This is a genomic window from Nocardia sp. NPDC056100 (assembly GCF_042266325.1).
In the GTDB taxonomy this organism is placed as follows: domain Bacteria; phylum Actinomycetota; class Actinomycetes; order Mycobacteriales; family Mycobacteriaceae; genus Nocardia.
The window spans coordinates 1,252,964-1,275,841 of record NZ_JBHJVY010000002.1 but is presented as its reverse complement, the minus strand read 5'-3'; the positions used below and the strand labels follow the sequence as shown (position 1 = coordinate 1,275,841).

Below are 22,878 nucleotides of genomic sequence, written 5' to 3'. Positions count from 1 at the left end.
GCAAGGCCGGTGGCTACGGGCGACGGGTTGCGCGGAGTCACATGAGTTTCATCGTCAGCGCGGCGATGGACGGACTGTCGAACAGGTCGTTCAGCGCCACGTCGAGGCCTCGACGTTCGAGGGCCGCGCGGAGCTGTAGTGCCAGCACCGAATCCCCACCGACCGTGAAGAAGTCCACGTCGTTATCACGCGGTGGTGCGCCGAGGACTTCGGTCCACGCCTCGGACAGCATCGCCGCGATCCTGCCGTATCTATCGGGAGCCGCGATTCGCCCGAGGTGGCCGTGCGGACGGTTCCGGAGTGCAGCGTTGTCGGTCTTTCCGTTGTGGGTGAGCGGAATTGATTCGACGGGAACCAATTTGGTGGGAACGGCATGGTGTGGGAGGCGGTCTCGCAGGAATGTCGCGACGACACCGGGGGTAGCTGATCCGGTGTAGTAGGCGGCGAGCACTGTGAGACCGGTGGGGCCGGTTTCGTCGAGGACGGCTGCGGACTCGACGCCGGGGCAGTCGGCCAGGTGGGTTCGCACTTCGCCCAGGGTCACCCGGTTGCCCCGGATCTTCACCTCGTCGTCGATGCGGCCGAGGAATTCGAAGGTGCCGTGACTGAAGCGCGCCAAATCGCCGGTGCGATAGCTACGCTCGCCAGGGGTCTGTGGGGCTGTGATGAATGAGTGCGCGGTCAGTTCATCGCGATCGTGGTATCCGCGAGCCACACCGACTCCGGTGATGATGAGTTCGCCGGGGTGTTCGCTGCCGTTCGGATGGAGGTCGACATCGGCCACCGACAGGGTGAGGTTTCCGATCGGGTTACCGATCGGCACAGTGTCCATCGTGCGGGCATCGGCGACCGTGATGTCGAAGTGGGTCGCGTATACGGTCGCTTCGGTGGGGCCGTACAGGTTTGCCAACACCGTGGTGTGCAGTCCGGCGGCAGACCACAACTCCCCGAAGCGGCGAACAAGCTTGGGGTGCAGGGGTTCACCAGCACAAAGGATGTATCGCAGCGTGCGGATACGTTGGGGGGCATCGTTGTTGCTCTCGAGTTCGTCCAGTAACGGGCCGAGCATCGATGGTACGAGCTGTACGACCGTGACGTGATGTTGCTCGATGGCGTCGATGATTTTGCGCGGGTCGGTGTGTTCGCCGTCGGGGAGTACCGCGAGCCGCGCGCCGACCAGCGCGGGCCAGACCAGCTCCGGAACCGAAACGTCGAAAGTATGCGGTGTTTTGAACAGGATGACATCGGATTCGGTGAGTGAGTAGTGCTGCTGCATCCAGTCCATCAGATTGGCGACGGATCGATGTTCGATCATCACGCCCTTGGGATTGCCGGTGGAGCCGGAGGTGTAGATCATGTATGCGAGGTCGGTCGGATTCAGAACGACTTTTTCGGTGAATCGCGTGGGCGAGGTGTGGGGTGAGAGCACCTCGATGGGGTAATCGGCGAATCCTGCGGGGTCACCTATCATGAGGCGAGCTCCACTGTCGGAGAGCAACATTCGAACGCGCTGTGCTGGGAAGTCCGGGGAGATGGGCACATACGCGCCTCCGGCGGCCTGGATCGCGTGGGTAGCGATGACCAGCTCCGGAGACCGGGGCAGTACGACGGGTACGAATTCATTTGCGATCAAACCACGTTCGCGCAAACATGCGGCCAGAGCCTCGACTCTTTCCGAGAACTGGCGGTAGCTGAGATTCGAGACCGCGCCGTCCGATGCTGTCCAGCTGATTGCGGTTCGATCGGGGTGGCGGGCAGTTGTTGCTGCGATGAGGTCGGGCACCGTCGGCCGCGCCGCACCGTGGCCGCGGAGGGTCTTCAGCACAGCATGTACGTTCCTGTCGATGGTGCCTTCGTCGAGAATCGCTGTGTCGTAGAAGAGTTCGAGATCAACGGTGCCGTCGTACGCGTACTCGTTGACAACGATGGTGACGGCGTCCAGCGCGTAGCCGGCCGATAGTGTGGATACATCGCGCCGCAGTCGCGCGGCGTGAGGGGTATCGGGAATCTTGTTGTAGGTGAGGCGGACATCGAACAGTGTCGGCGTGGTTCCGGTCTGCTCTCGTAGTGCGCGCAGCAGGTCGCCGTATGGGAAGCGTTGGCGATCCTGTAGATCGCGGATCTGGGTTTCGATCTGATTCGCCAGGTCGGTGAGGGCGTTGTCGTCGCATACCTGAACGTGGACGGGCAGAATGTTGGTCAGGTCTCCCACCATGGCCAGCTCGTCCGGGGTTTCCCTGTTCAGCAGGGTGACGCCGATGACGATGTCACCCTGCTGATGGATGCGACGGAGCTGTATACCGATCGCGGCGAGCGTAAGCGCGACGATCGACCCGTTGGAACGCACGCTATCCACGGCAGCACGATCGAATGTTTCTGCGTAGCGGCGCAACTCGAATCCGGATTCGCCGATCGCGCGGTCGAACACGGCCGGTGTGAGCGTGAGGAACCGCTCGACGAGCGCTGCGCGGTCGGTCTCCCATCGACCGGAGTCGCGATAGGCACGATGTTGATCGAGCAGCGACAGGAAGCTCGGCGCAGGTGCTGTGAGCTCGCCCCCGAAATACAGGGCGGTGATCTCGCGCGCAATTACGGTCAGTGACCAGCCGTCGGATACCGCGTGATGGAATCGCAGGTACACGATCAAAGAGTCGACGTCGTCCCGGACAATGGCGAACGAGCTCAGCGGACCGTCGATCGGCAAGACCGTCCCGGTTCGGTCCGCTGTCCAGTGTGCCAGTGCCGCAGCGGGATCGCTGGCGGTGCGGAGGTCAACGAATTCGACTGGACCGGGTTCGTCCGCCAGCGATTGCGTGGGTGGCACTGAGCTCATGTCGAAGCGGAGACGCAGCGCATCGTGTCGGCGCTGGAGCAGATCGAGCGCCGAGCGCAATCGACCGACATCAGTGGCGCCGCCAATACGAATGTAATGCGCGCCCTGGACAACTGGCAGCAGGGGATAGCGTGCGCTGAGGATGACGAGATCCGCCTGATACGGGGTCAGCGGCCAAGCTGTGCCGACGGGCCGCGAATGGTCCGTGGTGGGATTGGGTACCGTTGTGGCGGAATTCAATTCGGACCGCAGGAAGTCGGTCAGCGCGGTGGGAGTCGGGTGCTCGACAAGATCCGCCACGCGTAATTTGACTCCCGATGCGGCCTCGATTCGGTGACGTAGCTCCAAAGCCGCGAGTGAATCTAGCCCGAGCTCCTTGAACGTCGATACGGCGTCGTCGAGATCGGCACCGCTGTATCCGAGTACCGAGGCCGTCGCGGATCGTACGATCGCGGCCGCATCAGCGGGCGTGCTGTCCGGGTCCGTCTCGGAACAATCGACCGGGCCGACGGGATCGTGGGTTGAGCGGGGGGACCCTACCGTCGCCGCAGCGGGTTCCCCGGTGGCTGGACGTGCAATAAGACCCTCGTCGGGCATCATCCAGAACCGTTGGCGCTGAAAAGGATACGTAGGCAGATCGACGCGGTTGGCCCCAAAACTCGCGCAGTACGCCGCCCAGTCCACGGGAACGCCCGCTGAGTAGAGTCGGGCGGCCGAAGTCAGAAATTGACGTGGGCCGGGACCGTGGCGTCGCAATGTGCCAGTGACCACGGTGGTCGCGGGTTCGCCCGAGTCCGATTCGATTGCGGCGATTGTCTCGCGCACCGCGACGCTGAGCACCGGATGTGTGCTGACTTCCACGAATACCCGGATCCCGCTGCGATACGCGGCGCGGAGTGCATCCTCGAAACGCACGGTGTCGCGCATATTTCGCCACCAATATCCAGCGTCGAGTTCGGCGGTATCGAGGTAGTCGCCGGTCACCGTGGACAGGAAGGGAATGTCGCTGGGCCGGGACACCGGGCCCGACAGCGAGTCGTGGACCGCCGCGTGGAGCGGATCCATGAAAGGCGAATGCGAAGCCATCAGCACCGGTACCCGCCGGGCATCGATATCGTTTGCCGCACAGTGCGCCAGCAGCGCCGCAACTGCCTCGTGATCACCGGACAGCACACACGAATTGGGACTGTTCACGCAGGCTACCGAGAGCTCATGGCCAACCAAATCGACAGCATGGTCGGCAGGGAGGGGCACCGCGACCATGGCCCCGCTCCCCGTTGCCCGTGCTGTGATCAAGCCGCGCCGTGCAATGAGGAGTGCCGCATCGCGCAGAGTCAGTGCACCCGCGATATAGGCTGCGGCGATTTCGCCCTGCGAATGCCCGATGACCGCGGCGGGCTGAACTCCGAGCGACTCCCACAGTCGTGCCAGTGCCACCATGACGGTGAACAGCACGGGCTGAACGACATCCAAACGCTCCAACGGTGGCGCGTCTGTCGCGCCCCGAAGCACATCGATGACCGACCAGTCGACGAACTCCGAAAGCGCGGCATCACACCGCGACACTTCGTCGGCGAATACCGGTGTGGTGTCCAGTAATTCGACTGCCATCCCTTGCCACTGAGACCCTTGGCCCGGGAAGATGAACACTGCCCCCTGGCTGGCGTCCACCGGCGCTTCGGCGGAGGCACCGGTTGCTGCCAGCCCGGTGAGCCCGGCGATGAGCTCGGCCCTGTCGGAACCGATTACAACTGCGCGCCTTTCGAATACCGTTCTTCCGGCAGCGAGTGAGTACGCGACATCCGCGGGCGCCACCTCCGGCCGACGTTCCAGGTACCCAGCCAGCCCGGCGGCGTGCGCGCTGAGTGCGTCAGCGGTCCGTGCCGACACCACCACGGGAACCACCGCGAGATTTCGGCGGGGGAGTGGGTGCGGATTGGTGATCGGCGGTGCCTGCTCGATGATGACGTGGCAATTCACGCCGCTGATGCCATTGGCGGAGATTCCGCCACGCCGTGGTGCATCGGTGCCGGAGACCGGCCAGGCAATGAGCTCGCCCGCTACGCGTACGGTGCCATTCGACCAGTCGGCGTGGGTCGAAGGGACGTCGTAATGCGCTGTGGCTGGTACGATTCCGCGCCGGATCGATTCGACCATCTTGATCAGTCCCGCAACACCCGAACCGGCTTGCGTATGACCGAAATTCGACTTCGACGATCCGATCCACAGTGGATTCTCCATCGTTCGAGCTGTGCCGTAGGCCCGTGACAGCGCCGCGAACTCGATGGGATCGCCGACATGGGTGCCGGTTCCGTGTGCCTCGACCACGTCGATGTCCGCGGCACCGAGACCCGCGTCCATAAGCGCATCGGCGATGACCTCGTACTGAGCCTGCTGATCGGGAACGGTCAGCCCCATTGATGCGCCATCGGAGACGACGGCGCTGCCTCGCAGCACCGCCAGCACGGGATGGCCGAGTCGCCGCGCGTCGGACAGGCGCTCGAGCACCAGGACGCCCACGCCTTCGCCCAGCCCGAAGCCTGACGCCTCTGCCGAGAATGGGCGCGTTCGACCGTCTTCGGACAGCACACGCATCAGTGAGAAGCCGACGAACAGGCTTGCGCTGCTGTGAATGGATCCACCGCCGGCCAATGCCAGAGAACATTCTCCCGATCGCAATGCCCGCATCGCGGTGTGCACGGCCACCAGCGACGATGAGCACGCGGTGTCGATGCTCACCGCGGGCCCGCGCAGCCCGAGTGCGTATGCCACCCGCCCCGAGGCCACACTGGCCGCCACACCCGTGTCCTGGTACCCCTTTGTTCGTTCCATATCGGCCATTCGCGGTCCGTACTCGGTATGCATCAGTCCGAAGTACACACCGGTCCGACTTCCGCGCAGCGCCTGCGGATCGATCCCCGCGCGCTCGATCGCCTCCCACGAAGTCTCCAGCAGCAATCGTTGCTGGGGCTCCATAGCATGTGCTTCGCGAGGGCTGATACCGAAGAACGCCGCGTCGAAATCCGCTGCGCCGGAGACGAAATTGCCGAACCGGGTGGAACTGATCGCTCGGCGGTCACCGGTGCCGAGCAAACGTGCCAGATCCCATCCGCGATCCGTGGGCAGCTCTGACACCGTGTCGCGCCCGGTAGCCATTACCTGCCACATGTCCTCGGCGGAGCGCACGCCGCCGCTGAATCGGCAACCCATCCCGACCACTGCGATCGGCTCGTGCGCCATCGCACCGTTGCCCTCGAACCCCGACACCGTTTCACCCTCATCTCACCCGGACTGCTCGAGTGCAAGGCTAGGACCAGGCGGTTATTTTCTGGTTATCGGACAGTTAGGGTGGCGATCGACCGTCGAAACGTCTCTCACCAGGCGTTACAGGTATCACTTAACCCTGCGCGGGGTTACTTTTAATGCTTGTTTTCCGCATGTGACAAACGCTTCACTCATCACGTGAAAATCTCGACCCACCTGCTCCATCGCACCCATCTCGCGGGTGCCCACCGGGCGTCCGATGACAGCCCGGTGAATCCGCTCGACCCACATCACCGTGTCGTTGTGATGCGAGCGCTGCACGCGATTCCAGATCTGCTCGGTGAACTCGACACTACGATGTCGCGCTCGGACGCCATCGCACCGCGCTACTCCGGCGGGCGCGCGCCGCTGGGCAGTCGGCAGCCGATGCTTCCCTACAACAAGGGAGCCGCGGATGCGCGCGCCCAACTGGTTTCGGCACTGGCGAAGGCCACGGGCCGTGTCGCCGACGTGCTGGCGCGGCCCACACCGCGGCGGACAACGGATCAACTCGCTTTCCTGACAGCGAATTTGCCTGTGCTGGAAGCCGATTCATCCGTACTTGAGTGTGTCGGGGACATCCTTCGGGCGGTCCGCGGTGCCTATGTCGCGATCGACCGGCCGCAGGATCATCGTGTGATCGGTCGCTGCCCGTGCGGTGCGGCGCTCTACGCTGCTGACGGATCGGATGTCCTCAACTGCGATCAGTGTGAACGAGTTCATTCGGTTCCGGCAATGCGCTCGGCGGCACTGGGCCGAGCGACCGACAAGCTGGCCACCGCCGCGCAACTGGCCCGCCTGTTGCCCTCGATCGCCGGCGCCAACGTCACCGCCGAACGCATTCGGCAGTGGGCGGCACGTGGCAAGCTGCCTGCTCATCGGGTTGGTGGACAGACTCTGTACCGCGTCGGAGACGTGTTGGCGATCGCCGATGGTCGTCGGTGAAGAGCCAGTCCATGCACCGCTACATTCCAGCTATCATTGAGTTGGTCGAACGTCTAGTTGTGCTGCCATGGAATTGAAAGGAGTCCCTGTGCCTCGGCGTGAACTGCAGCTCCCCTTGCCGACGCTGGGGGACTACATCGAGTTCCATCGCAAGCGTCTCAAGCTCTCGAGGGAGGCGTTGGGCAAGCGCGCCTATCTATCCGCGCGCACGATCCAGAAACTCGAACGCGGTGAGCAAACCGGTCTCACCGCCTCGTCACTGAATTCGCTGGCCCAGGCGCTGGAGCTCACCGGCGCGGCCGAGCTCCGGCACTTAGACGAACTGACCCGAGTTCACATCCCCCGACCATGGTTGCCGATTGCGCTGCGAACCGAGGTGACCGCGGAGGAACGGGCCATGCTCGATGACCTGATGCCGCAACCCGCTGCCTACTGCAACGAACGCTGGGACGTCGTGGCCGCCAATGACACCTATCAGGCCTTGTTCCCGGGCCGTGTGGAGGCGGGCAATGTGCTGCGGTGGCTGCTCAGCCCGATCGGCCGACAGACCGTCGTGAACTGGGAAGCCGAGGTCGCGGACAACATCGGTCGGATGCGCGCCATCCTGGCCCATTTCGGCAACTCGGAGCTGGGCGTGGCGTTGTTGGCAGAGCTACAAGACGATCCGGACTTCGCTCGGATCTGGCTGGAGCGCAAAGTATGGTTCGATCGTGCTCTCGACGAGCCCCAGCATCTGCGCGGTCCTACCGGTCCCCTCAGTGTGGTCATGCAACTGCAGTCGGTCTCGACACAGTTGGATCGTCTGCACCTCTGTGTGGCGGTTGTGCGGCCGTACTCCGGTCCGGCCGAGCTGATCGCTCCGCCGGTGGGCTAGCCGCAACACGCCTACTCATTCAGGGCCCCGCGATTCCCGCGGGCCGAATTCTTCCTTCGCGCGGCCCGCCTTCGGCTCGGCCGCGGACCTCTGCTGCCCGGTGGCTGGCGAAATCCGCCGTGCCGGTGCATATCTCAGCTCAGGAGCGCATCAATGTCTGCCATCAGCACAAAGCCCCCATGTCTCGGCATTGCCGGTTTCATTCAACCCGGCCAGTTGAGAAATTGGCACCTTCGTTTGGAAACCATTGCCGCACAGGAGATTTGTCGGAGTAAATGCCCCGCGGAAGTATTCCGGGCCTGTGCGCAGGCTGCGCTGCGGGCAGGGGAGAGCTTCGACGACGTCGATCGTCCGCATGTTGCGGACGGAGTCGTGATGGCCGGGGTTGTCTGCATGGGGGATTCCGCAACTGTGCGGGCGCTTCGCCATGTGCTAGCCACCGATATCAAGGTGACTGGTGCCGCTGTTCGCCGCTGTCTCGACTGCGAGCGGCCGATGTGCACTCGTAGCCACCGCAAACCCGGGCATGTCGTGCACGGAAGCGGTGGCCGCTGCTACGCGTGCTATCGCGCGGCGGCGCGGGCAGCTTGAAATGGCGTGGGCTGGCATCGTGGTCGTCCACGATTTCGATCGAACGTCAGTTCTAGAGAATTGAGGGAATCGAACCCTCGACTATTGTGTGGCACTCCGGTCACTGTCGACCGAGTTTGTGCCATACCGGAGCCTGGAGAAGTAAGTAATGGGTCATGTGCAATCGAATACTGTGATTGTAAAGTTGTTGGGCGACTTCGAGATCGGATTCGAAGGCTCCGACAGTATTCGTTGGAGATCGAAGAAGTGCACGAGCCTGTTCGCATTTCTGTTGATCAATCATGGCCAGCCGATCAGTCGCGAACGGCTCGAGCGTGCACTCTGGCCGCGGTCGGAGAAGCCCGCTGGGCCGACGTCATTGAAGGTTGCTGTGCATACTCTACGTCGCGTACTGGACGAAAATTTCGGCAGTGCAAGGGATTTTCTACATGTTGACAGCGCGGATGGGTGCTACCGATTGCGGCTCGGCGAGCAGGTCCGGGTGGATATCCACGAGTTCGAGCGGCTGTGCCGGGAAGGAAGCGAGGCGTCCTGGCAGGCTGCGACAGCGGCGACCGTCGATCACTACGGTCAGGCGGTAGATGTGTACCGAGGGGATCTCCTGGCGGGATACGGTGAGGAGTGGGTGCTGGAGCAGCGAGAATGGCTGCGGTCCAAGATGATGCACGCACTCGACGTGCTGGTGCGATACGCCGGTGACATCGATGACGGGCCTACCACGGTCCGGCTCGCCCGGAGAATGCTCGAATTGGATCCCGCGGAGGAGCGGGCGTTTCGCGCGATGATTTTGATGCATGGCCGTCGCGCCGAGCTTGACCAGGTCAACTATTGGTACGACCTCTGCGTCGGGCGGCTAGCGCGCGACCTCGATGTGTCACCGCACGAGGAGACACAGCGCCTACTGCAACACGCGCGTAACGGAGATCTCGCTAACCGCAACGCAGGTCGTGCTCGTTCACCACGCAAACGGGGTCCGCGGCGCGGTGCGGCCCGCCGCGAAATAGGGGAAAGGCTGCTCTGATCGGTGGAGAGTGGTGACCGGTTGCCACTCTTAACCGTCGTATAACCGCCGGGTGTTAGAAACATTCGCATGGCGAGCATTTACGAGCAGCTGACCGCGCTGTTTGTCGAAGACCTTCGGATCGAGCCGAGCAGGTTGTCCCCGGACACCCACCTGATCGCCGATCTGGCCTTCGACTCCCTCGCATTCAAGATCACCACCTCGTCCATCGAAGCTCGCTTCGATATCACACCGCCCGAGCGGGAAGCGATGGCGTGCATGACCTTCGGTGATCTGGCCGAGCTGGTCGAGCGGTGTGTCAACGATGTGAGCGGTGCCCCGACGATCGATCCGTTGGCCCGCGAGCAGTGAGCAGATTCACCGAAGCGCTCTATCGGACCGCCCTGACCACCCCGCGGGGGATGGTCAGTGGAAACCCCAGTGACCTGCGCCGTTGTTCGTGGGGCGATGTGCACGGACAAGCCAGGCGTATGGCGGGTGCGCTCGCCCCGCACATCGGCCCGCGGGCGAGGGTCGCCATCCTGGCGAGCGATCCGAGTGACGTCGCACCATTGGTGCAGGCGGTCTGGATGCGCGGTGCCGCATTCACGATGCTGCAACAACCCACCCCCCGCACCGATCCCGAACAGTGGATCGCGGAAACCCGGCGGGTGCTGGGAATGATCAACGCCGACATCCTCGTCGTGGGCGCGCCTTTCGATCGCGCCGTGCTGTCAGTGGGCCTTCCGATCAGGTTGCTGGCAGTATCCGACCTGATTGCGGGGCCTGATGCCGAACCGCTGATACCCGATGAGGACGACGTGGCACTGCTACAACTGTCGTCCGGGTCCACAGGCGATCCGAAAGCCGTTGTCATCACCCACCGCAGCCTCTTCGCGAACATCAGTTCCATGCTCGATTTATTCGGGCTGGCCGAAGGTGCCGACGAAGTCGCGGTGTCCTGGCTGCCGCTGTTCCACGACATGGGGATGATCATGTTCCTCGCGATGCCAATGATGGGTGGCGTAGAGCTCGTCAGCGTAACTCCCGCCGACTTCCTCGGCGATCCGCTAATATGGCCGAGGTTGATCAGCGACTATCGCGGGACACTCACCGCAGCACCCAATTTCGCGTACGGACTACTCGGAAACCGCCTCGACCGTGTCGCCGAGCCCGACACCTTTGATTTGTCATGTATGCGATACGCCATCAACGGTGCCGAGCCGGTCGATTGCGATGCCATGGTTACCTTCGCTGCGCAGGCCGGCCGGTTCGGTTGGCCTTCATCGTCGCTTGCGACCAATTACGGTATGGCAGAGGCGGTATTGGCCGTCGCGGGCCCGGACCGGGGAACTGGTTTGCGAGCGGACCGGGTCGACATTCAAGCGTTGGAAAATGACAAGGTGGCCGTGCCCCTGGAAAGTGGCCGAGCCTACGCAATTCTCGGAAAGCCGATGGCCGGGATCGAAGTACGAGTTGTCGACGCCGACTCGGGTGCGCCCCTCGATGCTCGGCGGGTGGGCGAGTTCCAGTTGCGCGGTGAATCGATCACGAGCGAATTCCTCACCAACGGTGGCAGTGTGGCCGCTCGAAACGCCGATGGCTGGCTCGGAACGGGCGATCTCGGGTATCTCACCGAGGTCGGCGAACTCGTCATCTGCGGACGCAGCAAGGATCTCATCATTGTGTCCGGGCGCAATCTGTATCCCACCGACATCGAACGAGCCGCCGCACGTGTCGATGGCGTCAGGGCCGGAAGCACAATCGCGGTATCGGTTGGCGCGGGTAGTTCCTCGGAGGGCTTCGCGGTACTCGCCGAATCATCCGGTCATGGCGACGGGCAGCGCGTCGCCCGGCTACGTCGGGAAATCAGTATCGAGATCTTCAAGGCGACAGGTGTTTCCCCTCGGACCGTAGCAGTGCTCGCACCTGGCTCCCTGCCGAAGACCACCTCGGGCAAGCTCCGCCGCTCCCAGGCCCGTGAGCTTTTGCCCACCGTCGTCTGAGGTATGCGGAACCTGCGATCCGGTATCGCGAAAATGGCTATTTACCTGCACTGTTCAACACTTTTCAGAGCTTTGTCACGGTAGGGGTTGCTAGGCTACGAGCCGTCAGAGATTGACCAGAGAAATCCCATCTCCGACAGAGTGAGATCAATTCGGAACCAAATCCCGATCCCCTGAGTGGGATTGGGATTTTCTGTTTCCGAGGGTCGAACAATTCAACAGAAGGGTGATAAGTCATGTCGTGGTCCGGAGACCCCATTTGGCTCGCAGATGTGCTCCGCGCGGCAGGGCTGAATGTCATCGAACATGAGGGCTGGCGCGACCGCGGCCACGGCGACTTCGCCGATATCCGCGGCGTGCTCTGCCACCACACCGCCGGGGGCACCACCGACGATTGGCGCATCGTCCAATACGGCCGCCCCGACCTGGAAGGCCCACTGGCCCAACTGGTTCTCGAACGCGACGGCACCTTCCGCGTAATCGCCGCGGGCGTCTGCTGGCACGCGGGCCGCGGCTCCTGGCCCGGCTGGCCCACCAACAACGCCAACTACTACGTAATCGGCATCGAAGCCGTCTCCCGAGGCGACGGAACCGACTGGACCCCAGCGCAATTGGATGCCTACAAACGCGGCTGCGCCGCCATCCTGCGTCGCATCGGCCGCACCGCCGACGACTGCGTAGCCCACCGCGAGTACAGCTCCGAAGGAAAAATCGACCCCGCCGGCATCGACATGGACGCCTTCCGCCGCGATGTCCAGGCACTAATCGACGGAGAGGACGCCCCCATGAGCGCCGCCGAAGTAACCCAAATCCAGAACTTCATCACCTCGTTCTGCGGCCCGATCAGTAGCGATGTCAAAGACATCCGCGAACAGCTGTGCGGCAAGGACCAGCGTGACACCGCTGAATACGCGGGTTGGCCCCAACTAGGCAACCGCACCCTCGTCGATGCGCTCGCCGAGACGCTTGCACGTCTCGAGGCTATCGAGAAGCGCTGACGTGTAACGAATCTCGCTCTGACCATACTTCACCAGCCTCATGCGGCACGCCCCCGAACACCTCGTATCGGTTACAGCGGGTTAAGAGCTCGCCGCATGCGCGCCCCTTTCGCACCCGGCTCCCGCAGGTGGTCCGCGGTTGTAGACGTAGTTGCTGCGTCAGGGGCATCCAGGTCCCGCCCCCGGTTTCTCGAAGCCGGGGGCGGGATCGTCCATTTTCGGTTCGCGCCCGACTCCCACTGTCGTGCAGCGCCATTCATACAAAGAAAGGCAACCTCGGATGATCACCGTCCTGACCTGCCGCGGTACCGGTGAACGATTGGGTGCGCCAGAGAACATGCTTGCCCAAGTGACACTGCGGCTTGACAGCGGCAAGTATCGGATCGGTCCTGACGTCGACTATCCAGCGAGTATCGGACCGGCCAATCCACAGAACAGGTACGGCGGTTGCTCGGAGGAGGATTCGATCGTTAGTGGAGTCGCCGCGCTCGTCTCCGCGATCCGGGAGGCTCCCGATCGGGTCGGAATTCTCGGTTACAGCCTGGGGGCGGAAGTCGTCAGTAGATTCTTGGAGGCCAAGGCACGCGGCGAGTACGCCGACTGCGAGGTCGCCTGGGCGGCGAATATCGCGAATCCGATGCGCATGCAGGGTGATTCGATTGATGCCAACGCGCCCGGCTTCGGTATCAACGGCGAGCACGGCCCCTGGCCCGAGGACATTCCCACCTGGGAAGCCGCCAATCCTTCCGATGGAATCCCTTGTTGTCCGGCCGATTCGCCGTTGCGGGCGCTCGCGGACACAGTCTCGGCTTTCAGCTTTGCCCAGTTGGGCGGATGGGGTGCCGGTTTGGTCGAGAAGTTCCGTGGCAGTCGATGGCAGCCCGGCGCGTACCAGTGGCGGCAGCACCCGATTCGTCACTGGCGGTTGTGGACTCAGGCCGCGGATTTGATGCAGGGCTACCTTTCAGGCGGCGCGCACAACGCCGCCTATCGCACCGGTGGTTACTGCGATCGGCTGGCGGAGATTCTCAACGCGCACGGTGATCCCAGAGATCGACCAACCAGCTAATGAATGGATGAAAATGTCTTCTGAAGAGGAAGGCCGACGGGACTACGACGACGCGCTGTTGTCGAAGTCTCCGCCTGGTCAGCTCGCACCATTTCTGCCGTGGTCCCAGGTGGCCGGGGCCGCAGGCACCATGCTGGCACAGGCCCTGGCGCCCAAGGTTTTTGCACAAGGCGGTGAGGTCGAGGATGAACATGGCCCCTCCGACCCTGATAGCGGTTTCCTGTCCACATCCAAGCCGGGAGCCTTCATGCCGTTCCTGCAGTGGCGAAACTGGGGAAACATCATCAAGAGCACCGCCGATCAGGTCGTCAAAGCCGGTGGGGTCGAAGCCGTTGCCGCGCTCGCCGGAGCCGCGGCGGGCCCGGCCGGTATGGCTGCGGCTGCTGCTGTCAGCACGCTGACCAGCACTGTCGGTAACGTCATGCAACAGTTCACCGGTGCGGCGGAATCCACCGTGCAGAGCTTGCGAAACAACGCGCCGCGGCCGCTGGGAACCCAGGCGCCGCTGCACACCCTCGAGGCGCCTCTCGAGGGTGGCGCCAATATCGATCGAACCACCACCATAAACGTGCTCAGGTCCGGTAGTTACGGTGCAGCCCCGGCGAAGGACGCCTTGAGCAATGTCATGCAGACATACCTGGGCAGTATTCGCCCGTGACCTCTGACGGTCGTATTCGTATGTGCTGCTTTCTGATCCGCATGCCATCAAAGGGTTCGAGAGGGGGTGATGAAGATGCTAGCCGTCGTCGAAGACGTCATCAAGCTGATCAGTGACCTGATTCCGCTGCTGCTGCCGCTGTTCGGACTGTGATCCACAGTGCCGCAACAGGGTTCGCGGGGAGGACGGCCTCTGCCCGAACCCATTCGTATCCACGGGATTCCCGTGAACCCGAGTCTGGAGAACAACGTGCCCGCACCAGATGATTCGCCCGGCCTTGCCGCGCAGATCAATTCCGATATCCAGGCACTCGTCGCGCGCCTGGCGACATTCAAAGCTGATTTCGACGTGCTCTACAACCTGGCCCAAGGCGTGGCGATGACCGTCGATGCGGCACTGCCCGTACCGATTCCGCCCAGCGCCGGCGCGCTCGACGCGATTGTTCAGGTCGGTCCGCCTCCGGTGGTGCTGTAATGCCCGCCTATCCCGTGCCCGGGGAGTTCCCCGATTTCGAGCAATTCATGGTCGATCTGTTCACCCCGTTCGCTACCACGATCACCGCGCTGCCCGCCACATTGCAGCAGTCGGCGCTGCCGCTGATCTGGGTGCGCAAGAGCAGCGGGACGCTGGACATCAATGCCATCACCTACAAGGCGAAGGTGAACGTCGTCGCGTTCGGCGCGACCCGTTCCCAGGCTCAGCAGCTCGCGGTGCAGATTCGCACCGCGCTGTTGTGCGCGCCCGCCAGCCGAGTAAACGGCGTCCTCGTGGACTACACGGAGGAGATCGAGGCCGAGGAACCCAAGTTCCATCCGCCGATTCTGCGGCGCAGCCGCGGATTGACGGAGGTGCCCGATCTGGATCCGCTCAACCAGATGGTCGAGGTCGCCTTCTCGATCGAAGCCCGCCGCCAGTAGGCGAGCTCGAAAACCCGTCGCAGACGGGGCTTTTCATCGGCACCGGGTTTTCTCCGGTGCCGTTTCCGTTAACCCTGCCCGTATTTCGCGGGTGCTCGAATGGAGACCCATGCCTGCCACCAATCTCACCGCGCTCAAGAACGCGCAGCGCTCGCTGCTGCTCAAGCCGCTGGACGCCGCGGTGTTCTTGGCCCCGTGGTACACCCCGGCTCCGGCCGGTCTGCTGACCGATGCGACCGGCGCCCTGCAGCCGCTGCCGTCCGCGTACCAGTCCGTCGGCCTGATCGACAAGAAGACCGGTGTGGCCTTCGCCCGTGGTATCACTGCCGCGCCGATCGAGGCCTATGGCGAACTGCAGCCGGTGCGCAATGACATCACCAGCGATATCACCACCATCGAGTTCCAGCCGCAGCAGACCAACGCGCTGACGCTGAACCTGACCACCAGCGCCAACCTGGCGCAGGCCAAGGCCGACGCCACTTCGGGTGAGTTCTTCTTCGCTCAGCCGGCGTCCGAGACCATCACCTACTACTCGGCGATCATCATCGCCAAGGATGGCAACGACGCCAACCCGATCTACATCTACAAGGTGCTGCCGAAGGTCGCGGTCTCCAAGTTCGGTGGCGAGCAGTGGAACCCGACCGAGGTGCTGGCGCAGAAGCTGACCATGGTCGCGTTCAAGGACGACACCGCCGGTTACGCGGTGGCGCACGGCTTCGGTGGCCTGGGCTGGAAGAAGATGCTGGCGCAGTCCGGCATCAACTACAACGTGACCCTGTCCGTCACCCCGACCCTCGCGGTGCCCAAGACCACCACCTCCGCGCCGCTGGTCGTGACCGATCAGTTCGGTGGCGTGATCCCGAATTCGGCGGTCAGCTTCGTTTCCTCGGCTCCCTCGATCGCGACCGTCGCCGCCAACGGCACCGTCACCGGTGTGTCCAACGGCACGTCGACCATCACCGCCTCGTACACCCCGCCGGCAGGCGGCTCCGCGGTCACCGCGACCAGCGCGATCACCGTCAGCTAGTCGTCTCGAACTCCCGGGTTCCCGCCCGGGCGAGGGGCGCGTCATGCATATCTCCGGTCATGGCGCGCCCCGCACATTCTTATCCCTTCCGGAGAGAAAGAGGGTTCATGGTGTCTGCCATCCCCACCCATTACCCCGTCACGATGACCGACGGCGACAACGAGTACGTCGTCACCACCGCAACGGAATTCGTCAACGCGGTCTACAAGCTGGGTCATGCGGTCAAGGCCGAAGAGACTGTCGTCCCGGCGCCGCGTCGTCGCGGTTCCTCGAAGTAAAACCGACACAACACATCCGGAGATAATCACCATGGCTACCACTTCTGTAGCGGCCGATTCGGCCGAGGTCGGCGGACGTTTTCACGAGCTCCAGCAGGAACTCGCCCCGCGCAAGCGCGCGCCCTATCGCCTGACCGAGGACATTACTATCGCGCCTGTCACCCGCGGCCAGATCCTGGCATTGCGGCGCACCCAGAACGACGACGAACAGATGGCGATCGTGTTGGGCGACCGGTACGAGGCCGTCGAAGCGCTGTTCGCCGATCGGCCGCTCGATGAGTGGTACGCCTTCCAGAAGGATCTCTACGCCCACCTGTTTGGCCAGGGCTCCACGGAGCTGCCGGGGGGATCGCAGGGCTCGTAGAGTTCTGGGAACGTTTCGGCGCCGCGCTCGACTACGACTTGCTCGAGCGCGGCATCGACGTCCGGGACTGCTTCGGGCCCAACAACATTCGCACCCGAGACTGGCGCACCATCTGGGCCTTCAAGGACCTGTTGCCGCACGGCTCGCAATATCGGTCGGCACTGGCCATGGATCGTGAACTCGCCGAGCAGGTGCTCGCCGCCGAACAAGCCAATGCCGAGCTCGATCTTGAGTCCGACATCGCCGAGGACACCGATACACCAGCCGGACCGACGCCACAGGGCTACACGATCGACACCTACCTGCTGCTGTCGATCATCGACGCGCTTCAGGGCGTCCAAGCCGCGGTGATCGCGGCCGCGGGCGGCGATCCGCCCTCGATCAAACCCATGCCCCGCCCCGCCACCGCGCTCGACCATGTCCGCGACGAGTACCGAGACCGGTCGATGCAACGCCTGATCGACCAGTTCACCGCACCAACCTGGGAGAACCAATGATTTACACCGCGACCCTGCCTGCCCAAGTCGCTGGGGCGGCGGACGTGACCGCCCTGGCCGGTGTCTACTCCCAGAGTTTCTACAGCGGCGACACCGTCACCGATGTGGAAGCCATTGCCCCAGCGGGATATGCGACAGTGACCGGTAATGCGACGAACAACGTCACAATCACCGTTCGTCAGCTGCGGAACGGCGCGTTGGTCCAGCCATTCGGCAGCCTGACCGTGGGTGCGGGTATCACCCTCGCAGCGGAGATGCCGGTGTCTATCCCGATCACGGCACAGCCGATCCTGCTACCCGGTGATGTCATCGATGTGCAAGTGCACCAAAACGGATCCGGTCAGGCGATTGGTGCCGGCCTGAATGTGGCGATCTTCATCAGCTGAAGCCGCCTTCGGCCGACGAGAGAGCGTCCTCTGGTTCATCGGTATTAAAACGACAAAATTCAATATCCAACAGCTCCTACCGAATAGCCGTAGCCGCATGAGTCGGCCGCTAGTGCCTTTTGTCGATCCGGCATCTAAGTGCCACTCATAGCCGCACATGTTCGCTAATATTCGTTCGGCCAAGTTCGGTTCGTGTTGAACCCGCGCGGCAGCCCTGCCTGGAGGTTTGTGGTGGCATCCCAGTTGAGTGTTCTGGGTGTGCGCGGCTACGGTGCAGTGCATGGACGCACATACCGCAGACAATCCCGCTTCCCGACGCGTGCCCAAAGCGGCCATCTGGGCCGTCGGCGTGGTTGCTGTTCTCTGCGGAATCTGGGGCATCAAAGTGTGGTTCACGCCCGAAACCGAGGAGTCCACGTATCTCGACAGGGTAACTGTGGCGCATTTCGAGAAGATCGCGCAGGAGGGCTCGATGAGCGCACTCCCGTCGGCTCGAGCGTTCTACGTCGGGCCCCCGGTAGATGATGTGAGCCAAATCATTTCCGCGCCCGGCCTCTCGGTGGCACTCCTACCGCCGAGTTCGCCTAGCCCTTCACAGGTGGACCTGCTGCCCGGCCAGCGGAACTATGTGTCTGTCCCGATCGCTACTGGGCGATGGAGCAACGGATGTGCGCTGTCTATCAGTCGCGAGATCGACACCCCCTACTACGAAGACAAAATGACAATGGCTCAGATCGCCGGCATCAAAGACGGCTCTGTGTATGCGCTCCTGATCGTCGCTACCTGCGGGAAGGGGTGAAGCCCGGCGGTCGGGTCGGCCGCCACGGCCTGCGATCCGTGAGTGACAGATGAGGATAACGTTCGATGACCGATTACACGTACACGTGGAACAGCGCGCCTCCTAAATTTACGTGGAAGAAGGACGGAAACGGCGAGCTCGAGCTGGAATCACATGTGAATTCCTGGGCTCAAGACTCCGTGAAATATGGCACCGCAGCGGGCGTGGACCCACGACTTGTCATGGCCATCATTTATAATGAAGGTGCGGACACGCCGCAAGCACTACGTCCTGGTTATGATTATGGTCGTTGGGCGGAGAATTTCGTAACGGACAAACCGAATGGAAACTCTCTGGGTCTGACCAATATGAAGGAACCAGCCTTTAACAAACTCAAAGAGATGTACCCTGCGGAGTTTGGCGACAGGCAATGGTCCGATCTGATGGGCGACAATCATCTCGCTGTCAAAGCTGCCGCATATAACCTTAAACGCCTCCAACTGGAGTTGGGTCCCAAGGTGCCGACTGCGATGAAGGCTCGCTACAGTCTCAATGAAATTCTTGCCGCTGGCTATAATGCGGAAGACTATTTCTATCGGCCCCATGATGGATATCTGGTCAGGGGCGAGTTGGGTGACAATGTGTCGGACTATGTGCTCAGGTCTATGAAGTCGTTCGATCGAGCTCAAAGTGTGATTGGCAAGCTGTACACATGGCAGGACGTAGTCAAGCCTGGAATGCCGACTCATAACCCATTGGTCAATCCTGATGATCCTCATACCAGTGTCGTCGATATTCCACCAACTGGCGGATATCCGAAAACGAACGGTCCTGGCGATATCTCCGGTCAGGTCGGAGTACCGAGGCTTCCCGAGCTCGACCTTGCTGGATGGCTGACAAAACTGGCTGGTCAATCAGTATCGGGACTTGGTCGCTGGCTTGGCGGAATCCCTGGTCCCACACCTCAAAATCATGCTGATGGCGGTGATGTGCGAGGTCCTGGCTCGTCGATCGGCGACAAGATTCCAGCCTATCTGTCGGACGGTGAGTTCGTCATGAATGCGCGGACTACCTCGATGAATCGTCCGTTCCTGCAGGCGCTCAACTCGGATCCGACATTTCTGCAGAAGATGCTGTCGCAGCGGGACGAGCGTAGCCGCGGCGGTGGTGGAGGATACGCACCTGCCGCGCCGGGCGGTCAGCCTGCGACGGTGAATATTTCGACCTCCAGTACCGAGGACATCGTGTCCCGGCTGAAGGTGCTTTCGTTGCAGTGGGAGCTTATGCACTCGCACTAGGAGATTCGGGCGCCAGTTCCAGGTTTAGGTATTCGTGCTGATTTGCCTGGGCGGCGAATAGGGCTCTGAAGTACGGGAGAGATCTGTTTGTCAGATGCCGTCTCTCGCCTGCTGCTAACTCGAATTCGACCATGGGGCTGCTCCAAGCCCAATCTACGGTCAACTGCACGGTGTGTTTGCCGGGTTCGAGAGGTAGCTCGACGCTCTTCCCGTTGCGGAGCTTGGCAACCTCATGTCCGTCCACTCTGACGTCATACGCACGAAACCAATTCTGGTATCCCCGGATTCGATGTATGACGATCGTAGATTTCATTGACGGTGACACTTTCACGCTTCGGCAGCAAGACTTCGGCAGCTTACGTCACGGGCTGGCCGCAGCAAATTTCGGGCAGCCGGTCGAGGTCGTTCCGATCCGACCGGCCCGCTTTCGCGAATGGATTTCAGGATTTGATCAAGAGAATTGAGGTGAGGTTGTGGCGTCGAATGCCGCGATGATCACGGTGACCGGGGTCGATGGTTCGGTGTGGACCATTGCCGGGCAGGGCCGTGGGCGTGAGGGTGTGGAGTTGGCGACGTCGCCGAGTGGGCTGTATGACGCTCCGGTGACGACGATTTGGAATCAGTCGGCGTTTCAGGTCGGGTCGTCCTATGGCGGGTACCGGACGAACAAGCGGGATGTGGTGTTCGCGGTCAATATCGTCGAGGCGGCCGGAAGGTCTTGGGAGGCTGTCGATTCCGCGTGGCGCAAGGCCTGGGCCTATGACCGGGATGCGACTTTGACCATCACCACCGATTTCGGCACGCGCTCGCTGGCGCTGCGGATGTCGGAGCAGCCGGACTTCAAGCCGGACAAGGATCCGCATTTGAAGGCCATGGGAAAGGTCGTGATGACCTGTACTGCGGGCAACCCGTGGTGGGTGGAGTCCGATGTGACCGCCACCTGGACCTCGCCCGCCGACTCCTCGGGCGGCAAGGTACAGCGGGGCACGGTGTCCATCGCGAACCCGACCGATCAGCCGATGTGGCTCAAATGGGTGTGCTCGGCGCCGGGCCAGTGGACCGTGCCGGACTTCTCCTGGATCGCTGGGGATAAGGACGCCGCGCGCACGATCACGTTGCCGGGCACCGGAATCGGGCAGGACCTGACGGTCGACACCGATCCGATGGAGGAGATGATCGTTGCGGCCGACAAGTCGCAGATCTGGGCGCTGATGAATGGTGTCAGCTTCATGTACGCGGTGCCGCCGTACACCCCCGCCACCTCGGTGCCGGTGTCGGTGATCAACGCACCCGCCGGTGCGTCGGTGATGGTGGTGCAGGCACGTAACTGGTCGCGTCCGTGGGGGCTGCAGTGACGACCGTCAACGACCTTCCCGGGTTGTACGCAAATGCCAAGGCGGTCAAGGCCGATCGCAAACAACAGCGCTACGCCCGCCCGCTGATCCGGTTGTGGGACGGTGACTGGAATCTGCGTGGCGTGTGCGGCGCGGAGATCAGCGCCGACTTCCGCTGGGTGCTCAATCAGTCCGGCACCGGTCTGCTCGTGCTGCCGTATGACTACTACCTTGCCAAATGGGCCGTCGACATCAACGGCCGCGCCAAGCAGAACGTGCACGTCACCGTCGACAAAGACGGTGTGCGCTGGGACGGTCGACTCGAGAAGGCGGTCATCAAGACCGACGAGCACGGCGTCACCACTGTCGAGTTGCTGTTCATGCACTCGTACCAGGAACTCAAGCACATCTACTGCTGGTCGAATCCGTTCCTGCCCGCCGCAGTACAGATTCCGCGCGAATTCATGCTCGCCGGACCCAGTGTCTGGGTGCTGAAGACCGCACTGCATCTGAACCTCTTGCGGTTGGAAGCAGCCCTGTGGGCGCTGCCGGACGATCCGATGGACTCCAGCCAGTGGGGCAATCTGGACCAGTCGACCTGGGCCGTGGTCGTCAAACCGGGTGACCTCGCCTCGGACAGCTCGATCTGGACTGTCTTCGGCTCACGTTTCCGGAATTTCCACGAAGTCGCCGCGGGCACACTGGAATCCGCTCAGCTCGCCGTCGTTACCCGGCGCTGGCTGCGCGGTGATCCGCCGCCGTGGCCGGGCGCCAACCTACGCCACGGCTGCCTGGTGATCGATATCGTCGATAAGTCGGGATTCTGGACCGGCACCGCCACCGGCGGCAATATGTGGGATGGCCTGCAGCACACCATGCAGGTGCTGGACAACACCCTGCTCGACTACAGCCCGAATGTCCTCCCTGATCAGAATGCGCCCGCGCTGTATCGCAATCCAGGATGGATGGGCACACTGCCGTCGAATCCTTGGGTTGTGTACCGCCAGAACGATCACACCGGAATCCAGACCTCGCAGTTCGTGATCAATCCGTCCTCGGCAGTGCAGATCCTCACAGGCGGTCATTCAATGACCGGTGTGAACGAGGCGATCTCGTCGGCGATCCAGTTCGTCGGCATGGTGACAGCGGGCGCGCTGGGTGAGATTCCGTTCGCCGGTCCGATCCTCGCCGGTGTCGCCAATGGTGCGACCGAGGTGGTCGACACCATCGCGATGTCACTGCTGTCGGACACGCTGCTGGCCTGGATGTCGTTCAAATCGCCTCAGCGAGCGCAGAATTCGGGCTGGTCGCACTATTACGAGCATTTCGAGACCAGCGCGGACCGGGCGTACACCCTCGGATCACTGCTCACCATGGGCGAGGGCCTGTGGAAGACCCGCCGTCACTTCACCCATAAGTTCACCGTCGCCAACGGTGAGCCCTACCTGATCGGCGATCAGGGGCAGGGCCACTTCTTCCTGGGTGACCGCGTTGGCTCCACCGTCAAGGGCATGCCGGATGGCTCGATCTACGTCGATCAGGTCACCGAACTCGAATTGGCGTGGTCACGCACCGCCAGCCCTGCCTGGCAGATCACCATCGGCTCCGATCGTGATCACGATATGCCGTTCGCGAAGTCCATGCGCGTGGTTGCCGATGTTGTCGAAGACATTCGCGCACTGGCCGTTCAGATGTAATTCCCGTTTCTACCGCCGGAGATAA

Annotated in this window: 22 protein-coding genes; 20 read left to right on the top strand and 2 right to left on the bottom strand. The window is 62.6% G+C overall.

What is annotated here, in order from left to right:
* Positions 1-37: 37 nt before the first annotated feature.
* Entirely contained in the window at positions 38-6,100 is a 6,063-nt protein-coding gene (locus ACFC0O_RS17990) for an amino acid adenylation domain-containing protein (protein ID WP_375959101.1), read from the bottom strand.
* Positions 6,101-6,295: 195 nt separating this feature from the next.
* Between ACFC0O_RS17990 and ACFC0O_RS17985 the strand changes: the two genes are divergently transcribed.
* Together ACFC0O_RS17985 and ACFC0O_RS17980 are read left to right on the top strand one after the other, a co-directional pair.
* On the top strand, positions 6,296-7,081 hold the full coding sequence (locus tag ACFC0O_RS17985; RefSeq protein ID WP_375959099.1) for a helix-turn-helix domain-containing protein: 786 nt from the start codon (positions 6,296-6,298) through the stop codon (positions 7,079-7,081).
* 88 nt (positions 7,082-7,169) lie between these two features.
* On the top strand, positions 7,170-7,955 hold the full coding sequence (locus ACFC0O_RS17980) for a helix-turn-helix domain-containing protein (protein WP_375959098.1): 786 nt from the start codon (positions 7,170-7,172) through the stop codon (positions 7,953-7,955).
* Between the two features lie 150 nt (positions 7,956-8,105).
* Here ACFC0O_RS17980 and ACFC0O_RS17975 read toward each other — a convergent pair whose 3' ends face one another.
* The gene (locus tag ACFC0O_RS17975; protein ID WP_375959096.1) at positions 8,106-8,384 is read right to left on the bottom strand and encodes a hypothetical protein; all 279 of its coding nucleotides are present in this window, start codon (positions 8,382-8,384) and stop codon (positions 8,106-8,108) included.
* A 349-nt stretch (positions 8,385-8,733) separates the two neighbouring features.
* Between ACFC0O_RS17975 and ACFC0O_RS17970 the strand changes: the two genes are divergently transcribed.
* From ACFC0O_RS17970 to ACFC0O_RS17885, 18 genes are all read left to right on the top strand, one after another.
* Positions 8,734-9,567 carry a BTAD domain-containing putative transcriptional regulator gene (locus ACFC0O_RS17970; RefSeq protein ID WP_375959094.1) on the top strand — a complete coding sequence of 278 codons (834 nt, stop codon included), beginning with the start codon at positions 8,734-8,736 and terminating at the stop codon, positions 9,565-9,567.
* 69 nt (positions 9,568-9,636) lie between these two features.
* The gene (locus tag ACFC0O_RS17965; RefSeq protein WP_375959092.1) at positions 9,637-9,918 is read left to right on the top strand and encodes an acyl carrier protein; all 282 of its coding nucleotides are present in this window, start codon (positions 9,637-9,639) and stop codon (positions 9,916-9,918) included.
* Positions 9,915-11,552 (top strand): fatty acyl-AMP ligase, encoded by a 1,638-nt coding sequence (locus ACFC0O_RS17960; RefSeq protein ID WP_375959090.1) that lies wholly within the window; start codon positions 9,915-9,917, stop codon positions 11,550-11,552. The genes ACFC0O_RS17965 and ACFC0O_RS17960 overlap by 4 nt, the downstream gene beginning before the upstream one ends.
* A gap of 272 nt (positions 11,553-11,824) precedes the next feature.
* On the top strand, positions 11,825-12,550 hold the full coding sequence (locus tag ACFC0O_RS17955; protein ID WP_375959088.1) for an N-acetylmuramoyl-L-alanine amidase: 726 nt from the start codon (positions 11,825-11,827) through the stop codon (positions 12,548-12,550).
* Positions 12,551-12,830: 280 nt separating this feature from the next.
* Entirely contained in the window at positions 12,831-13,619 is a 789-nt protein-coding gene (locus tag ACFC0O_RS17950) for a PE-PPE domain-containing protein (RefSeq protein ID WP_375959086.1), read from the top strand.
* Positions 13,591-14,277, top strand: a complete 687-nt coding sequence (locus ACFC0O_RS17945; protein WP_375959084.1) for a hypothetical protein — start codon at positions 13,591-13,593, stop codon at positions 14,275-14,277. The genes ACFC0O_RS17950 and ACFC0O_RS17945 overlap by 29 nt, the downstream gene beginning before the upstream one ends.
* 225 nt (positions 14,278-14,502) lie before the next feature.
* Positions 14,503-14,751: a hypothetical protein gene (locus ACFC0O_RS17940; protein ID WP_375959082.1), complete on the top strand. Its 249-nt coding sequence runs from the start codon at positions 14,503-14,505 to the stop codon at positions 14,749-14,751.
* On the top strand, positions 14,751-15,194 hold the full coding sequence (locus ACFC0O_RS17935) for a hypothetical protein (RefSeq protein ID WP_375959081.1): 444 nt from the start codon (positions 14,751-14,753) through the stop codon (positions 15,192-15,194). The genes ACFC0O_RS17940 and ACFC0O_RS17935 overlap by 1 nt, the downstream gene beginning before the upstream one ends.
* 109 nt (positions 15,195-15,303) lie before the next feature.
* Positions 15,304-16,221 carry an Ig-like domain-containing protein gene (locus ACFC0O_RS17930; RefSeq protein WP_375959079.1) on the top strand — a complete coding sequence of 306 codons (918 nt, stop codon included), beginning with the start codon at positions 15,304-15,306 and terminating at the stop codon, positions 16,219-16,221.
* Between the two features lie 107 nt (positions 16,222-16,328).
* Complete coding sequence (locus ACFC0O_RS17925) at positions 16,329-16,499, top strand: hypothetical protein (protein WP_375959077.1); 171 nt, start codon at positions 16,329-16,331, stop codon at positions 16,497-16,499.
* Between the two features lie 31 nt (positions 16,500-16,530).
* Complete coding sequence (locus ACFC0O_RS17920) at positions 16,531-16,863, top strand: hypothetical protein (protein ID WP_375959075.1); 333 nt, start codon at positions 16,531-16,533, stop codon at positions 16,861-16,863.
* Positions 16,864-16,901: 38 nt separating this feature from the next.
* Positions 16,902-17,360, top strand: coding sequence for a hypothetical protein (locus ACFC0O_RS17915; protein ID WP_375959073.1), 459 nt, complete (start codon positions 16,902-16,904; stop codon positions 17,358-17,360).
* Positions 17,357-17,746, top strand: a complete 390-nt coding sequence (locus ACFC0O_RS17910) for a hypothetical protein (RefSeq protein WP_375959071.1) — start codon at positions 17,357-17,359, stop codon at positions 17,744-17,746. Before ACFC0O_RS17915 ends, ACFC0O_RS17910 begins: the two co-directional genes overlap by 4 nt.
* Positions 17,747-18,026: 280 nt before the next feature.
* Complete coding sequence (locus ACFC0O_RS17905; RefSeq protein WP_375959069.1) at positions 18,027-18,545, top strand: hypothetical protein; 519 nt, start codon at positions 18,027-18,029, stop codon at positions 18,543-18,545.
* Between the two features lie 65 nt (positions 18,546-18,610).
* Complete coding sequence (locus ACFC0O_RS17900; RefSeq protein WP_375959067.1) at positions 18,611-19,822, top strand: hypothetical protein; 1,212 nt, start codon at positions 18,611-18,613, stop codon at positions 19,820-19,822.
* Between the two features lie 293 nt (positions 19,823-20,115).
* Positions 20,116-20,286 (top strand): hypothetical protein, encoded by a 171-nt coding sequence (locus tag ACFC0O_RS17895; RefSeq protein WP_375959065.1) that lies wholly within the window; start codon positions 20,116-20,118, stop codon positions 20,284-20,286.
* A gap of 9 nt (positions 20,287-20,295) precedes the next feature.
* Positions 20,296-21,177, top strand: a complete 882-nt coding sequence (locus ACFC0O_RS17890) for a phage tail protein (RefSeq protein WP_375959063.1) — start codon at positions 20,296-20,298, stop codon at positions 21,175-21,177.
* Positions 21,174-22,853, top strand: coding sequence for a phage tail protein (locus ACFC0O_RS17885; protein WP_375959061.1), 1,680 nt, complete (start codon positions 21,174-21,176; stop codon positions 22,851-22,853). Before ACFC0O_RS17890 ends, ACFC0O_RS17885 begins: the two co-directional genes overlap by 4 nt.
* Positions 22,854-22,878: the final 25 nt, after the last annotated feature.

Excerpts from the sequence above, each read along its gene's own strand:
- ACFC0O_RS17975 (WP_375959096.1), bottom strand. The coding sequence starts at position 8,384 with ATGGCGAAGCGCCCGCACAGTTGCGGAATCCCCCATGCAGACAACCCC.
- ACFC0O_RS17965 (WP_375959092.1), top strand. The coding sequence starts at position 9,637 with ATGGCGAGCATTTACGAGCAGCTGACCGCGCTGTTTGTCGAAGACCTT.
- ACFC0O_RS17950 (WP_375959086.1), top strand. The coding sequence starts at position 12,831 with ATGATCACCGTCCTGACCTGCCGCGGTACCGGTGAACGATTGGGTGCG.
- ACFC0O_RS17935 (WP_375959081.1), top strand. The coding sequence starts at position 14,751 with ATGCCCGCCTATCCCGTGCCCGGGGAGTTCCCCGATTTCGAGCAATTC.
- ACFC0O_RS17930 (WP_375959079.1), top strand. The coding sequence starts at position 15,304 with ATGCCTGCCACCAATCTCACCGCGCTCAAGAACGCGCAGCGCTCGCTG.
- ACFC0O_RS17925 (WP_375959077.1), top strand. The coding sequence starts at position 16,329 with ATGGTGTCTGCCATCCCCACCCATTACCCCGTCACGATGACCGACGGC.
- ACFC0O_RS17920 (WP_375959075.1), top strand. The coding sequence starts at position 16,531 with ATGGCTACCACTTCTGTAGCGGCCGATTCGGCCGAGGTCGGCGGACGT.
- ACFC0O_RS17910 (WP_375959071.1), top strand. The coding sequence starts at position 17,357 with ATGATTTACACCGCGACCCTGCCTGCCCAAGTCGCTGGGGCGGCGGAC.
- ACFC0O_RS17905 (WP_375959069.1), top strand. The coding sequence starts at position 18,027 with ATGGACGCACATACCGCAGACAATCCCGCTTCCCGACGCGTGCCCAAA.
- ACFC0O_RS17900 (WP_375959067.1), top strand. The coding sequence starts at position 18,611 with ATGACCGATTACACGTACACGTGGAACAGCGCGCCTCCTAAATTTACG.
- ACFC0O_RS17895 (WP_375959065.1), top strand. The coding sequence starts at position 20,116 with ATGACGATCGTAGATTTCATTGACGGTGACACTTTCACGCTTCGGCAG.